This is a genomic window from Streptomyces sp. NPDC008313, from assembly GCF_042956125.1.
Taxonomy (GTDB): domain Bacteria; phylum Actinomycetota; class Actinomycetes; order Streptomycetales; family Streptomycetaceae; genus Streptomyces.
This window is the reverse complement of the sequence record NZ_JBIBFR010000024.1, coordinates 1-14,868: the sequence shown is the minus strand read 5'-3', so window position 1 is coordinate 14,868 and position 14,868 is coordinate 1. Positions and strand designations below refer to the sequence as shown.

14 protein-coding genes are annotated in these 14,868 nt (G+C 72.3%); 8 read left to right on the top strand and 6 right to left on the bottom strand.

What is annotated here, in order from left to right:
- Positions 1-35: 35 nt before the first annotated feature.
- The 6 genes from araD to ACFY93_RS27335 all read right to left on the bottom strand — a co-directional run bounded on the left by araD (position 36) and on the right by ACFY93_RS27335 (position 6,622).
- Positions 36-1,832 carry an L-arabinonate dehydratase gene (gene araD / locus ACFY93_RS27360; RefSeq protein WP_391363838.1) on the bottom strand — a complete coding sequence of 599 codons (1,797 nt, stop codon included), beginning with the start codon at positions 1,830-1,832 and terminating at the stop codon, positions 36-38.
- Positions 1,820-2,728, bottom strand: a complete 909-nt coding sequence (locus tag ACFY93_RS27355) for a dihydrodipicolinate synthase family protein (RefSeq protein ID WP_391363836.1) — start codon at positions 2,726-2,728, stop codon at positions 1,820-1,822. The genes araD and ACFY93_RS27355 overlap by 13 nt, the downstream gene beginning before the upstream one ends.
- Positions 2,725-3,384, bottom strand: coding sequence for an FCD domain-containing protein (locus ACFY93_RS27350; protein WP_391363835.1), 660 nt, complete (start codon positions 3,382-3,384; stop codon positions 2,725-2,727). Before ACFY93_RS27350 ends, ACFY93_RS27355 begins: the two co-directional genes overlap by 4 nt.
- Positions 3,385-3,604: 220 nt before the next feature.
- Positions 3,605-4,363 (bottom strand): MBL fold metallo-hydrolase, encoded by a 759-nt coding sequence (locus ACFY93_RS27345; protein WP_391363833.1) that lies wholly within the window; start codon positions 4,361-4,363, stop codon positions 3,605-3,607.
- Between the two features lie 106 nt (positions 4,364-4,469).
- Entirely contained in the window at positions 4,470-5,684 is a 1,215-nt protein-coding gene (locus ACFY93_RS27340; protein ID WP_391363831.1) for a hypothetical protein, read from the bottom strand.
- Positions 5,681-6,622, bottom strand: a complete 942-nt coding sequence (locus tag ACFY93_RS27335) for a 5-dehydro-4-deoxyglucarate dehydratase (RefSeq protein WP_391363829.1) — start codon at positions 6,620-6,622, stop codon at positions 5,681-5,683. Before ACFY93_RS27335 ends, ACFY93_RS27340 begins: the two co-directional genes overlap by 4 nt.
- Before the next feature lie 285 nt (positions 6,623-6,907).
- On the opposite strand from ACFY93_RS27335, the gene ACFY93_RS27330 reads away from it, so the two are divergent.
- From ACFY93_RS27330 to ACFY93_RS27295, 8 genes are all read left to right on the top strand, one after another.
- On the top strand, positions 6,908-7,732 hold the full coding sequence (locus ACFY93_RS27330; RefSeq protein ID WP_391363827.1) for an NAD-dependent epimerase/dehydratase family protein: 825 nt from the start codon (positions 6,908-6,910) through the stop codon (positions 7,730-7,732).
- A gap of 256 nt (positions 7,733-7,988) precedes the next feature.
- On the top strand, positions 7,989-8,759 hold the full coding sequence (locus ACFY93_RS27325) for a DeoR family transcriptional regulator (RefSeq protein WP_391363825.1): 771 nt from the start codon (positions 7,989-7,991) through the stop codon (positions 8,757-8,759).
- Between the two features lie 89 nt (positions 8,760-8,848).
- Complete coding sequence (locus ACFY93_RS27320; protein ID WP_391363823.1) at positions 8,849-10,219, top strand: extracellular solute-binding protein; 1,371 nt, start codon at positions 8,849-8,851, stop codon at positions 10,217-10,219.
- A complete protein-coding gene (locus ACFY93_RS27315) occupies positions 10,216-11,154 on the top strand; it encodes an ABC transporter permease subunit (RefSeq protein ID WP_391363821.1) in 939 nt (312 codons plus the stop codon). Before ACFY93_RS27320 ends, ACFY93_RS27315 begins: the two co-directional genes overlap by 4 nt.
- On the top strand, positions 11,151-12,035 hold the full coding sequence (locus ACFY93_RS27310; protein ID WP_391363819.1) for an ABC transporter permease subunit: 885 nt from the start codon (positions 11,151-11,153) through the stop codon (positions 12,033-12,035). The genes ACFY93_RS27315 and ACFY93_RS27310 overlap by 4 nt, the downstream gene beginning before the upstream one ends.
- Entirely contained in the window at positions 12,032-13,021 is a 990-nt protein-coding gene (locus ACFY93_RS27305; protein ID WP_391363817.1) for an alcohol dehydrogenase catalytic domain-containing protein, read from the top strand. The genes ACFY93_RS27310 and ACFY93_RS27305 overlap by 4 nt, the downstream gene beginning before the upstream one ends.
- Before the next feature lie 83 nt (positions 13,022-13,104).
- Complete coding sequence (locus tag ACFY93_RS27300) at positions 13,105-13,326, top strand: hypothetical protein (RefSeq protein WP_391363816.1); 222 nt, start codon at positions 13,105-13,107, stop codon at positions 13,324-13,326.
- A 64-nt stretch (positions 13,327-13,390) separates the two neighbouring features.
- A complete protein-coding gene (locus tag ACFY93_RS27295; protein WP_391364017.1) occupies positions 13,391-14,623 on the top strand; it encodes a TerD family protein in 1,233 nt (410 codons plus the stop codon).
- Positions 14,624-14,868 lie beyond the last annotated feature (245 nt).

Below are 14,868 nucleotides of genomic sequence, written 5' to 3'. Positions count from 1 at the left end.
GGATGTCGGCCGCCAGGGGGCCGGCCGGGTGGCGGTCAGCCCGCGTAGGGGTCCGGCACCTTGCCGGGCCTGGCCAGGAACTCGAAGTCGCAGCCGGTGTCGGCCTGGGTGATCTGTTCGTTGTAGAGGGCGCCGTAGCCGCGCTCGTAACGGGCGGGCGGCGGCGTCCAGGCGGCCCGGCGGCGCTCCAGTTCCTCGTCGTCCACGTCGAGCCGCAGGATGCGGGCCTCGACGTCGAGGGTGATCGTGTCCCCGGTCCGCACCAGGGCGAGCGGGCCGCCGACGTACGACTCGGGGGCCACGTGCAGGACGCAGGCGCCGTAGCTCGTGCCGCTCATCCGGGCGTCGGAGATCCGGACCATGTCGCGCACCCCCTGCTTGAGCAGGTGGTCGGGGATGGGCAGCATCCCGTACTCCGGCATGCCGGGGCCGCCCCGGGGGCCGGCGTTGCGCAGCACCAGCACCGTGTCGGCGGTGATGCCGAGGTCCGGGTCGTTGATGGTGCGCTGCATCGTCCGGTAGTCGTCGAAGACGACGGCGGGACCGCTGTGCCTGAGCAGGTGCGGCTCGGCGGCGATGTGCTTGATGACGGCGCCGTCGGGGCAGAGGTTGCCGCGCAGCACGGCCACACCGCCCTCGGCGGCCACCGGGTCGGCGCGGGTGCGGATGACGTCGTCGTCGTGGACGAGGGCGCCGGCGAGCTGCTCCCGCAGGGTGTCGTGGGAGACGGTGGGCCGGTCCAGGTGGAGGAGGTCGGTGATGCGGGAGAGGAAACCGGGCAGTCCGCCGGCGAAGTGGAAGTCCTCCATCAGGTACCGGCCCCCGCCGGGGCGGACGTTGGCGAGGACGGGGACGGTCCGCGCGACGCGGTCGAAGTCGTCGAGGGTGAGCCGTACGCCCGCCCGGCCGGCCATCGCGATCAGGTGGATGACGGCGTTGGTGGAGCCGCCGAGTCCGAGGACGGTGATGACGGCGTCCTCGAAGGCGTCCCGGGTGAGGATGTGGGACAGCCTGCGGTCGGTGCGGACGAGTTCGACGATCCTGAGCCCCGCGGCGGCGGCCATCCTGTCGTGGCCGGAGTCCACGGCCGGGATGGAGGAGGCGCCGGGGACGGTGACGCCGAGCGCCTCGGCGGCGGCGGTGAGCGTCGAGGCCGTGCCCATGGTCATGCAGTGTCCCGGGGACCGGGCGAGGCCGCTCTCCAGCTCGGACATCTCGCAGTCGCCGATGAGCCCGGCGCGCTTGTCGTCCCAGTACTTCCACATGTCGGTGCCGGAGCCGAGGACCTCGTTGCGCCAGTGGCCGGGGAGCATCGGGCCGGCGGGGACGAAGACGGCGGGCAGGTCGACGGTGGCGGCCCCCATGAGCAGCGCGGGCGTCGACTTGTCGCAGCCGCCCATCAGGACCGCGCCGTCGACCGGGTAGGACCGCAGCAGCTCCTCGGTCTCCATCGCGAGCAGGTTGCGGTAGAGCATCGGGGTGGGCTTCTGGAAGGTCTCGCTCAGCGTCGACACCGGGAACTCCAGCGGGAATCCGCCGGCCTGCCACACGCCCCGCTTGACCGCCTGGGCACGGTCGCGCAGGTGGACGTGGCAGGGGTTGATGTCGCTCCACGTGTTGAGGATCGCGATGACGGGCTTGCCCAGGTGCTCCTCGGGGAGGTAGCCGAGCTGGCGGGTGCGGGCGCGGTGGCTGAAGGAGCGCAGGCCGTCCGTCCCGTACCACTGGTGGCTTCGCAGCCGGCGGGACGCGTCGTCCGTGCCGTCCGCCCTGGCGCCGCCCGTCCCGCCGTCCGCCTCCCGGTCGTTCGCGGGGCCGTTCACATGGACCACCCCGCGGCGATGGCGGCGACCTCGGCCCGCTCCGGTTCGGGCAGCGGCCTGCTGGGGGCGCGGACCTCGCGGCGGCACAGACCGAGCGAGGCGAGGGCCTCCTTCACGACGGTCACGTTGTTGGCGGAGCCGTTGGCGGCGCGCAGTTCCTCGAAGCGGCGGATCTGCTCCCAGACCTTCATGGCGGCCGGGTAGTCGCCCGCTCGAAGCGCTTCGATCATGTTCAGCGAGACGGCCGGGGCGACGTTCACGAGCCCCGAGGTGAAGCCGGTGGCGCCGGCCGAGAAGTACGAGGGCGCGTACGGCTCGGCGAGGCCCGCGACCCACACGAACCGTTCGAGGCCGGCGTCGCGGGCGAAGGCGGCGAACCGGGCGGCGTCCGGGACGGCGTACTTGACGCCGACGACGTTCGGGCAGGCGTCGGCGAGTTCGGCGAGCCGGGAGCCGGCCAGCAGCGAGTTGCGGATGTAGGGGACGACGCCGAGCTCGGGCACGGCCTCGGCGATGGCACGGTGGTAGTCGACCCAGCCGCTCTCCGACACGTAGGGGTGCACGGGCTGGTGGACCATCACCATCCGCGCCCCGTGCTCCCGGGCGTGCCGGGCGGAGGCCACGGCGGTCGGCACGTCGTGGCCGACGCCGACCAGGACGACGGCGCGGTCCCCGGCCTCCTCGATCGTCAGCTCGGTGACGAGGGTGCGCTCCTCGGGGGTCAGGGCGTAGAACTCCCCGGTGTTGCCGTTCGGGGTGAGGGTGCGCACGCCGCCGTCGAGCAGCCGGCGCAGCAGGGCCCGGTGGGTGCCGCGGTCGATCGTGCCGTCCTCGGCGAACGGGGTCACCGGGATCGCCACGACCTCGGCGAGCGCCGCCCGCTGGGTCTCGTACGTCGCTGTCATGCCTGCTCGTCCTCTCCCTGGGCCGCCTCGGGGAAGGCCCGTCGCACGAACGACGCGATGTGCGCGTGCAGGGCGCCGGCCGCGCCGTCGGCGTCCCCGTCCAGGGCGAGCCGCAGGATCTCCCGGTGCTCGCCGGCCTCGCGCTCCCAGGAGGGGTCGGCGGCCCAGGCGACCGCGGAGACCAGGGCGGCCTGGTCGCGGACCTCGTCGAGCATCCGGCCGAGCAGGGGGTTGCCGCAGGGCACGTACAGGGCACGGTGGAACTCGCGGTTGGCGAGGGAGCGTTCGGCGGTGTCGGAGGCGCTGTCCGCGCGGCCGAGCGCGTCACGCGCGGCCTCCAGGGAGGATCCGAGGCGGACCGCCCGGCGCAGCGCCTCGGGTTCGAGGAGCAGTCGCACGTCGTACACCTCGCGCGCCATCTCCGCGTCCACCATGCGCACCGTGACGCCCTTGTACTGGTTCATCACGACGAGCCCGGTACCGGCCAGGGTCTTGAGCGCCTCGCGCACCGGGGTCTTGGACACCCCGAACTGTGCGGCGAGCTCGGTCTCGACCAGGGCCTGTCCCGGGGACAGCTGCCCGGTGAGGATGCGGTGTTTGATGCCCTCCAGCACGTACTGCGTGCGGGAGGGGATCGGTGTGGGCACAGAGGTCATGCGCGCCTCTCGGATCTCATCACGTGCGGGAACGCGGGACCGTGATGTATCGGATCTCGCGTATCGCGTCTCATATATGACGTACGAAGTACGACGCGATGAAGCTAGAAGCGCCCCGGTGTTTCGTCAACGCTTCTGACAGAAGTAATCGGCGGGGCACGCGAATCCGTCTCGAAGGGCCCTGCTTCGGTCCCGGTTCGTCAGAGGATCGCCCTCGGGGTCACGCGATGACCTTTACGTCCCCTTCGCGGGCGGCCGTGGTGCGGCCGCCGAAGACCGCCGCGGCCCGTGCGGCCGCCGCCTCGCGGGTGAGCGCGGGCCCGACATGGGTGACGCACAGTTCCCGTACGCCGGCGGTGCGGGCGACGCGGCCGGCGTCCTCGGGGGTGAGGTGGACCCTCTGTTCGCCGTCGCGATGCCGGTCGAGGCCGGCCTCGCAGAGGAAGAGGTCCGCGCCGACGGCGAGCCGGGCGAGCGCGGGCACGGGGCCGCTGTCCCCGGAGTACGCGAGGACGCCGCCCTCGCACTCGGCGCGCAGTCCGTACGCCTCCGTGTCGTGTGCGACGGCGTGGCTGCCCAGCCGGACCCCGCCGGCCCACGCCTCGTGGCCGTCCGACAGGGGGCGCAGGTCGAACACGCCGTCGAGGGAGCCGGGATCGGAGCGGCCGAGGAACGCGGCGATCCTGCGCCCGCAGTCGCGGGGCGCGTACACGGGCACGGGGGCGGCGGGGGTGAGGCCGCCGTACGCGAAGGCGTAGGCGGCGGACAGGAGGTCGGCGCAGTGGTCCGCGTGCAGATGCGAGACCCAGATCGCGGAGAGCCGCGCCGGGTCGGTGTGCTCCTGCAACGCGGCGAAGCTGCCGGGCCCGGCGTCCACCCATATCTCGGCGCCGCCACCGCTCAGCAGATACCCGGAACAGGGGCGGCCGGGGCGGGGATGGGGGGTCGCGGTGCCGAGAACGGTGAGGGTGAGCGCCATGGAGGGAGCGTACGGAACGCCGTACGCGGGAGCCCCGGGTTTCCCGGCGGACCGGCGCGCCCCCGCGTGGGGCGCCCGGCCCGGCGGGGCCGCGTCCCCGGTGTGTTCAGGTCGTGCGGCCGCGGGCGCCCTCCTCCGGGCTCCTGGCGGCACGCACGGCACGGACGCCCGCGGCCACGGCCTCCAGGTCCGCGTCCGACGCCAGTCCCGCGTGGTACAGGCGCAGTTCCGTCGCGCCCAGGGCGGCCGCCTGCCCGGCGTTCGCCGCGAGGGAGCGCGGATCGCCGCCCATGCCGGTGACGACGGTGAGGTTGGCGGCGAGGACGGTGCCGGGGCGGGCGTGGGCCGCGAAGGCGGGCAGCAGGGCGGGACCGGCGGTGCAGGGCACGACCACGCCGTCGGCGACGCCCAGGACGTGCTCCGGGTCGACGCCCGCGTTCGCCCCGCAGTGCCACGACCGCGGGTCCGCGTGGAGCAGTACCCGGAAGCCGTCCGGCGCCGCCGCCCGCACCGCCGCGACGACGGTCTCCTGCAGACCGCGGGCGGTGGTGTCGCGCCACGCGCGCGTGGCGGCCGCCGTCGCGGCGCCCAGCAGCTCCTCGACGCCGGGCCAGCCGCCGTCACCGGCCGCCGCGCCCCGCCACACCGGCTCCAGCGCGGCGCGCACCTCCCCCGCCAGCGTCCTTGCGTCGAGCCCCTGCCCGGCGTAGCCGTCCCGGCAGGCCGGGCAGAAGCACAGCGACATCAGGTACTGCGCGGCGTCCCCGAGCGGCACTCCGGCGGTCTTGTCGTGCGCGTGCAGGTGGGCGAGCCCGTACCAGCCCAGGGACTCCAGTTCCGTGCCGCCGGCGCCGTCCCGCACCGCCGACTCGGCCGCGAGGCCGGTCAGGTACTCCCGTGTGCCGTCCTGGGCGATGCAGGGCGCCCAGGGGTAGCGGTCCCCGTAGGCGTTGACGACGGAGGTGTCCGGGAACTCCTCGCCGAGACGGGAGTTGTGCGCGAGGACGACCCAGGAGTGCACGTCGAGCCCGGCCGCCGCGAGCTCCTCGGCAGCCCGGCCGTACGCGTCGCCGGGGGCCCAGTCGCCGGCCGGGTACGGCCGCAGCCTGCGTCCCTTCCACCGGTCCTCGTCCACCGGGTGGAGCACGGCGGCGTGCGCGGCCGTGACGATCCGGTGACGGGGGTGGCGGGGGGTCAGCGCGCGGGTGGAGTGGTAGGCGGAGGCGAGGGTCACCTGCTCGACGCCGAGATCCGCGAGGCGCCGCGCGGCCTCCGGGTCGCCGACGACGTCCCAGGGGTAGACGAACGCGGACGCCTTCACTCGCCCTCCTCCACGAGCGCGTACCCGCGCTCGGTCAGCCGGGCCAGCTGCTTGACGTGGTCGTCGGCCGGCTCGTGCAGCGGCGGCCGGACCTCGCCGACGTCGAGCCCGCGCAGGCGGACGCCCGCCTTGACGAGCGAGACGGCGTATCCGCGCCCCTGGGCGCGCAGGTCGACGAAGGGCCGGTAGAAGCCGTCGACGAGGCGGTTGACGGTCGCGTCGTCGCCGGAGTTGAACGCCTTGTGGAAGGCCTGGGCGATCTCTGGCGCGAAGCAGAACACGGCGGAGGAGTAGAGGGTGATGCCGATGCCGCGGTAGGCGAGCCCGGTCAGTTCGGCGGTCGGCAGGCCGTTGAAGAAGAGGAAGTCCCCGGGGGCCTCGGCGCGCACGGTGCTGACGATCCGCTGCATCAGGTCCAGGTCGCCGAGGCCGTCCTTGAGTCCGATGATCCCCTCGGTGCGGGCCAGGCCGACGACGGTCTCGGGGGTGAACACGGCGTTGTCGCGCTGGTAGACGATGACGTCGAGGGAGGTGGCCGCGGCGAGTTCGCGGTAGTGGCGCAGCAGCCCCTCCTGGCCGGCCACGACGAGGTAGGGCGGCATGGCGAGCAGTCCGTCGGCCCCCGCGTCCTCGGCGATCCTCGCGTAGCGCACGGCGAGCGCGGTGCCGTATCCCGCGCCCGCGACGACCGGGACGCGGCCCGCCGTCTCCTCGGCCGCCGCGCGCACGCACGCCTCGAACTCCTCGGGCAGGAGGGCGTGGAACTCGCCGGTGCCGCAGCAGGCGAAGACGGCGGCGGCACCGGCCTCCACGCCCTGGCGCACATGGGTGCGGAACGCGTCGAGGTCCAGGGTGCCGTCCTGGCCGTAGGCCGTGACCGGGAAGAACAGGGGCCCGCTGGGGACACCGAGTCGAGCGGCGAGAGGGGCTGACGTCACGGGGCTCTCCCTATCCAGGCGCTCACGGCGCTCACTCACACCACGCCGGTGCACGTTTCTGATTCGCGTCTACATTTCTGAACAACTCCACGCTAAGGCGCGACCTCCGGGCCGGTCAAGCGCCCCCACCGGCCGATCCGGAGCCGCGTCGACCCGACGGCGACCCCTCACCCGGCCCCCGTCCCGGCTAGCGGGACACTTGACGCGACACCCCGGCGCTCCCTAGCGTGTCCACGGATGTGAATGCGGTACACAGATAAAGCCGTTGAGTCAAGGAGTCCGAGGATGCCCGCTCGCCGTACCGTTCTGCTCACCGGCGCCGCCGGCGGACTCGGCACCCTGATGCGCGGGCTGCTGCCGGCGTACGGCTACGAACTGCGCCTCCTCGACATGCTGCCCGTCGCGGGCGAGCCGGACGCGATCACGGCCGACCTGGGCGACCGGGCGGCGCTGCGCGAGGCGGTGCGCGGGGTCGACGCGATCATCCACCTCGCGGGCATCTCCCTGGAAGCCTCCTTCGGGAAGATCCTCGCGGCCAACATCGAGGGGACGTACAACCTGTACGAGACCGCGCGCGAGGAGGGGGTCGGCAGGATCGTCTTCGCCTCGTCCAACCACGCGGTGGGCTTCACGCCCCGGCCCCGCGGCGAGGCGCCGTTCGGTCCCGGTGAGCTGATCCCGGTCGACACCCCGCGCCGCCCGGACACCTTCTACGGCCTCTCCAAGTGCTTCGGCGAGGACCTGGCCCAGCTCTACTGGGACAAGCACGGCCTGGAGACGGTCTCGGTCCGCATCGGCTCCTGCTTCGAGGAGCCCACCAGTGTCCGCATGCTCTCCGTCTGGATGAGCCCCGCCGACGGCGCCCGCCTCTTCCACGCCGCGCTGAGCGCCGAGGGCGTCGGGCACACCGTCGTCAACGGCTCGTCCGCCAACACCCGACTGTGGTGGGACCTCACGTCGGCCCGTGCGCTGGGCTACGAGCCGCAGGACGACTCCGAGCCGTACGCGGCGAAGCTGATCGCGGAGCAGGGCGAACTCGACCCGGACAACCCCGACCACGACCACCTGGGCGGACACTTCACCACGAACCCGCCGATCTGGCCGTACTGACACGGCACGGCACGGACAGCCGGAGGCGGGCGGGCACCGAACGGGCCCGCCCGCCCCGCTGTTCGGGCACACAGGCTGCCCGAACTCACCGTCCCGGCCACCGCGCCCCAGGTCCGCGGCGCACCGCGGCCCGCGCCGAACGGGCACAGGCGGGCATCATCGGGCCCGCAACAGGCCTGGTCAGTGTCGCGTACCCGCTGTAGAACTTCCCCCAGGGCCCGATCGGGCCCGAACGGGCAGTGAGTACGGGAAGCGGGTGTCGGAAATGAGCGCCGAGGAACGTCAGCGGGAGATCGTCCGGGCCGCCCGCCGCGCCGGATCGGTCGACGTCTCCGCGCTCGCCGCCGACCTGGGCGTCGCCAAGGAGACCGTCCGGCGCGATCTGCGCGCCCTGGAGGACCACGGCCTGGTGCGCCGCACCCACGGCGGCGCCTACCCCGTCGAGAGCGCCGGTTTCGAGACGACCCTCGCCTTCCGCGCCACCAGCCACGTGCCCGAGAAGCGCCGGATCGCCTCGGCCGCCGCCGAACTGCTCGGGGACGCCGAGACCGTCTTCGTGGACGAGGGCTTCACCCCCCAGCTCATCGCCCAGGCCCTCCCCAGGGACCGGCCGCTGACCGTGGTCACCGCGTCCCTGGCCACCGCGGGCGCGCTCGCCGAGGCCGGCAGCACCACGGTGCTGCTGCTCGGCGGCCGGGTCAGGTCCGGCACGCTCGCCACCGTCGACCACTGGACGACGAAGATGCTCGCCGGCTTCGTCATCGACCTCGCCTTCATCGGCGCCAACGGCATCTCCCGAGAGCACGGACTCACCACCCCCGATCCCGCCGTCAGCGAGGTCAAGGCGCAGGCGATGCGGGCCTCCCGGCGGACGGTCTTCGCGGGCGTGCACACCAAGTTCGGCGCGGTCAGCTTCTGCCGGTTCGCGGACGTCGGCGCGCTGGAGAGCATCGTCACCAGCACCCAGCTGCCCGCGTCCGAGGCCCACCGCTACTCGCTCCAGGGCCCCCAGGTCATCCGCGTCTGACCGGCCGGCCCACCCGCCGGACGGCGCGCCCGCACACCCGGGCGTACGCCTTATCTCCCGATATCCTCCGACACGTTCAGGAGCGGTTCATGCGAACCCAGAGCCGACACAGGCCGCGCGCACTGCTCGCGGCGGCCGCCGCAGGGACGCTGCTGGCCCCGTTGCTCTCCGGCTGCTGGGCCGGGGCGGGCGGATCCGGTTCCGGCGGCGACTCGATCAACGTCCTGATGGTCAACAACCCGCAGATGGTCGAACTGCAGAAGCTCACCAAGGCCCACTTCACCAAGGAGTACGGCATCAAGGTGAACTTCACCGTGCTGCCGGAGAACGACGTCCGCGACAAGATCAGCCAGGACTTCGCCAACCAGGCGGGGCAGTACGACGTCGCCACCCTGAGCAACTACGAGATACCCATCTACGCCAGGAACGGCTGGCTGCACGACATGGGCTCGTACGTCGCGAAGGACAGCGGCTACGACGAGCAGGACATCCTCGCCCCCATGCGCCAGTCGCTCACCGGCGACGACGGCAAGCTCTACGGACAGCCGTTCTACGGCGAGTCGTCGTTCCTGATGTACCGCAAGGACGTCTTCGCCGAGAAGGGGCTGAAGATGCCCGCGCACCCCACCTGGGAGCAGGTGGGCGAACTCGCCGCCCGGGTGGACGGCGCAAAGCCCGGCATGAAGGGCATCTGCCTGCGCGGGCTGCCCGGCTGGGGCGAGCTCATGGCACCGCTGACGACGGTCGTGAACACCTTCGGCGGCACCTGGTTCGACAAGGACTGGAAGGCGCGTCTGGACTCCCCCGAGTTCGTGAAGGCCACGAAGTTCTACGTCGGCCTGGTGCGCGAGCACGGCGAGTCCGGCGCCGCCCAGTCCGGCTTCGCCGAGTGCCTCAACAACCTGACCCAGGGCAAGACGGCCATGTGGTACGACGCCACCTCCGCCGCCGGTTCCCTGGAGGCCGGCAAGTCCCCCGTGAAGGGGAAGATCGGCTACGCGCCCGCGCCGGTCGAGAAGACCGACAGCTCCGGCTGGCTCTACACCTGGGCCTGGGGCATGCAGAAGGCCTCCCACAACTCCGACAAGGCCTGGAAGTTCATCTCCTGGGCGTCCGGCAAGGAGTACGAGCGGCTGGTCGGCGACGAGATCGGCTGGTCGGACGTCCCGGCCGGAAAGCGCGCCTCGACGTACGAGAACCCGGCCTACGTCAAGGAGGCCGCCGCCTTCCAGGAGATGACCAGGAAGGCCATCGAAGGCGCCCGGCCCAAGAACCCCGGCGTGCAGCCACGGCCCGCGCCCGGCATCCAGTTCGTCGGCATCCCCGAGTTCACCGACCTCGGTACCAAGGTCTCCCAGGAGATCAGCGCGGCCATCGCCGGACGCCAGTCCGTCGAGTCGGCCCTGAAGAAGTCCCAGGACCTCGCCGACGAGATCGCGAAGGAGTACGCGGGACGATGACCGCCACCACCGCAGCCCCCGTGACCACCGTTCCCGGACGCGCCGCACGCCGGCCGTCAGGCCGACTGCGGGCCTGGGCGACGCGCGCCCCGCTGCTGCCCGCCCTGATCTTCATGATCGCCGTGACCCAGCTGCCGTTCGTGGCCACGCTGGTGATCTCGTTCTTCGACTGGAACGCGCTCTATCCCAAGGCCCGCCACTTCACGGGCCTCGGCAACTACACGGACGTCCTCGGCGACGCGGACCTGCGCCACTCGGTGTGGACGACGATCCTGCTGACCGTGAGCGTGGTGCTGGCCAGCCTCGTCCTCGGACTGGTTCTCGCGCTCCTCCTGGACCGGAGGTTCCGCGGCCGGGGCCTCGTCCGCACGCTGCTCATCGCGCCGTTCCTGGTGGTGCCGGTGGCCGCGGCCCTCCTCTGGAAGCATGTGCTCTACAACCCGGAGTACGGCCTGCTCAATGGGCTTCTGCACTATGTGGGCGGCCCACAGCCCGACTGGATCTCCGACACCCCGCTGCTGGCGGTCGAGGCCTCCCTGGTCTGGCAGTGGACGCCGTTCATGATGCTGATCCTGCTCGCCGGGCTGCAGAGCCGCTCGCACGAACAGATCGAGGCCGCCCGCGTCGACGGCGCGAGCGACTGGCAGGTCTTCCGCCACCTCACGCTCCCGCACCTGCGCCGCTACCTCGAACTGGGCGCCCTGCTCGGCTCCATCTACATCGTGCAGAACTTCGACGCCGTCTTCACCCTCACATCCGGCGGTCTGGGCACCGCCAACCTGCCCTACACCGTCTACCAGAGCTTCTACCAGGCCCACGAGAACGGCCTCGCCTCGGCCGCCGGCGTCCTGGTCGTCATCGGCTCGATCATCATCGCGACCTTCGCGCTCCGCGTGGTGTCGTCCCTGTTCCGCGAGGAGGTAGGCCGCGCATGAGCGCCACAGCGACCGCCGCAGCCACAGCCGCACCACCGACGACCGCCCCCGTACGGGCCGGACGGGCCCGGGGAGCGGGTCTGGGACTGCTCGCCTGGCTGGCCGGGATCGTGTTCTTCCTGCCGATCGCCTGGATGGCGCTGACGTCCTTCCACTCCGAGGCGGACGCCGCGACCAACCCGCCGTCCTTCGCCGCCTCCCTCACCCTCGACGGCTACCGCGAGTTCTTCGGCACCGGCGGCGGCGCGAGCCCCTGGCCCGCGCTGGTCAACTCGGCGGTGGCGTCGATCGCCTCGACCCTCTTCGTCCTGGTCCTGGCGCTGCCCGCCGCCTACGCGCTGTCCATCCGGCCGGTGAAGAAGTGGACCGACGTCCTGTTCTTCTTCCTGTCCACCAAGATGCTGCCGGTCGTCGCGGGGCTGCTGCCGATCTACCTGTTCGCCAAGAACACCGGGATGCTGGACAACATCTGGCTGCTCGTCATCCTCTACACGTCGATGAACCTGCCGATCGCGGTGTGGATGATGCAGTCCTTCCTGGCCGAGGTCCCGGTGGCGATCATCGAGGCCGCGCAGATCGACGGGGCGAGGCTGCCTACCATCCTCACGCGCGTGGTGGCCCCGATCGCACTGCCGGGCATCGCCGCGACCTCCCTCATCTGCTTCATCTTCAGCTGGAACGAACTGCTCTTTGCACGGGTGCTCACCGGCGTGGTCGCCGAGACCGCCCCCGTCTTCCTGACCGGCTTCATCACCAGCCAGGGCCTCTTCCTGGCCAAGGTGTGCGCCGCGTCGCTCGTGATCTCCCTGCCGGTGCTCGCCGCGGGGTTCGCCGCCCAGGACAAGCTGGTCCAGGGCCTGTCGTTGGGAGCCGTGAAATGAAAGCCGCCGTCATCGAGTCCGTGGGCAAGGCCGTCGTCGCCGAGGTGCCCGACCCGACGCCAGGACCCCGCCAGGTCGTCGTCGAGGTCGCGGCCTGCGGTCTGTGCGGCACCGACCTGCACATCCTGCAGGGGGAGTTCGCGCCCGAGCTGCCGATCGTCCCGGGGCACGAGTTCGCGGGCGAGGTGGTCGGCGTCGGCACCCAGGTCACCGAACTGGCCGTCGGCGACCGGGTGGCGGTGGACCCCTCCCTCTACTGCCACGAGTGCCGGTACTGCCGCACGGGTCACAACAACCTCTGCGAGCGGTGGGCGGCGATCGGCGTCACCACGGCGGGCGGCGCCGCCCAGTACGCCGTCGCGCCCGTCGCGAACTGCGTGAAGCTCCCCGAACACGTCCGCACCCAGGACGCGGCGCTGATCGAACCGCTCTCCTGCGCGGTGCGCGGCTACGACGTGCTGAACTCCCGGCTGGGCGCCCACGTCCTGATCTACGGCTCGGGCACGATGGGCCTGATGATGCTGGAGCTGGCCAAGCGCACGGGCGCGGCGAGCGTGGACGTGGTGGACCTCAACGAACGGCGGCTCGACACCGCCCGCCGGCTCGGGGTCTCGGCCTCGGCGGCGAACCCGGACGAGCTGGACCGCCCGCAGGGCTGGGACGTGGTCGTCGACGCGACGGGCAACGCGGCGGCGATCCAGGACGGCCTGGACCGGGTCGCCAAGGCCGGGACGTTCCTGCAGTTCGGGGTGGCGGACTACGCGACCCGGGTCACCATCGACCCGTACCGCGTCTACAACCAGGAGATCACCATCACCGGCTCGATGGCAGTCCTGCACAGTTTCGAGCGCGCGGCCGAACTCTTCGCGAACGGCGTCCTGAACCCCGACGTCTTCATCAGCGACCGTCTGCCGCTCACGGAGTACCCCCGGGCACTGGAGCAGTTCGCGTCGGGGGTGGGCAGGAAGATCGTGGTGGTGCCGTAGGCGTCCGCGTCCTCAGGTGCGGGGCGGCGGCGGGGGCGGAAATCCTGAGGACGCCGCCCCCGCCGCCCCGTACGATCCCCCGCATGCCAGGACCTCACGGCTTCGCCTGCACCACCACAGCGGCCGGCACCGTCTTCATCACCCACCACGACCGGCCCGCCGCCACCCTCAACGGCTCCCGGGCCGCCCGCTTCCTCGAAGAGGTCACGTCCGGCGACCCGCAGCTGGTCATGGCCCGCTGGACCGGGAACTACCGGCACGGCAACGAACGCGCCGCCCGCGACCACCCCCGCAACCGCCGCTGACCCGATCGGCCGCACGGTAAGGGAACGGTAAAGCGGGTCCGGTCGTTCTCCCGTCATGACCGCTATGACCCCCGGCTCGAACATCCCTCTGCCCACCGCGCGCGTGACGGTGGACGTCACCGCCCCGGTGCGGCTCGACGTGTCGGGCCTGCTGCTCACCGCCGACGGCAAAGTGCGCTCCGACGACGACTTCATCTTCTACAACCAGCCCGCCGGCCCGGGCGTGACCTACCGCTCGGGCGGCGGCACGGCCCCGGACGCGATCACGGTCGACACGTCCGCGCTCCCCCCGGGCATCGAGAAGATCGTCGTGACCGCGAGCCCCGACGCGGCGGGCCAGACCTTCCAGGGCGTCGAGCCCACCGCGACGATCCGCGACGCCGGCGACAACTCCGTACTGGCCACCTTCACCCCGCCGCGGCTGGGCACAGAGACGGCACTGGTGATCGTGGAGGTCTACCTCAGGAACGGGGCGTGGAAGGCCCGCGCCGTCGGCCAGGGGTACGCCAACGGCCTGGCGGGCATCGCCACGGACTTCGGGGTGAGCGTCGAGGAGCCGGCCCCCGCCCCGGCACAGCCCGTCACCCCGGCGCAGCCCGTCGTCCCGCCCGCCCCGCCGGCGCACCCCCCGGTGACCCCGCCCGCGCCCCCGACGGACCCGCGCCTCGCGGCGCCCCCGGCTCCGTCCGCCCCGCCGGCCCCCGCCGCCGCGGGCACCGGCAAGATCAACCTGGACAAGGGCCGGGTGAGTCTCCAGAAGAACCAGACGGTGTCCCTGGTCAAGGGCGGACGCCCGCTGCTCTCCCAGGTCAAGATGGGTCTCGGCTGGGAGCCCGCCTACCGCGGCAAGGACATCGACCTGGACGCCTCGGTGATCGCGTACGGCCCGCAGCGCAACCACGTCGACAGCTGCTACTTCGGCAAGCTCTCCATCGTCAACGGCGCGATCAAGCACTCCGGCGACAACCTCACGGGTGAGGGCGGGGGCGACGACGAGGTGATCGTCGTGGACCTCGGCCGGCTGCCCCAGGAGGTCACCGGACTGGTCTTCACGGTCAACTCGTTCTCCGGGCAGAAGTTCACGGAGGTCGCCAAGGCCTACTGCCGTCTGATCGACGCCGCGTCCGGCGAGGAGCTGGTGCGCTTCGACCTGACCAACGCGGAGGCGCAGACGGGCGTCATGATGGCCAAGCTGATCAAGCAGTACTCGGGCGAGTGGGAGATGACGGCCCTCGGCACCTTCGTCAAGTCCCGCACGGTCCGCGGCATGGTGAAGCCGTCGGCGCAGTCGCTGTAGCACCCGGCACCCCCGCCTGCCGAGCCGAGGGGCCGCCGCCTCCCGTGCAGGGCCGCGACGCGCTCTCGCCGTGCTCGGCGAAGGCGGCCGCCGCCTCCTCGGCCAGACGCTCGCGGTCGCGCCGCGCGCCGGCCCGCATCGGCCTGGCTCCCCCGTTATCTTTTTCGCGGTCCTGCAACGGGGCCGCTGGCCTCCGGGCTCGGCATGACTGTGTCCCCCTGTCGAAGGAATGACCTGGGGGGTGG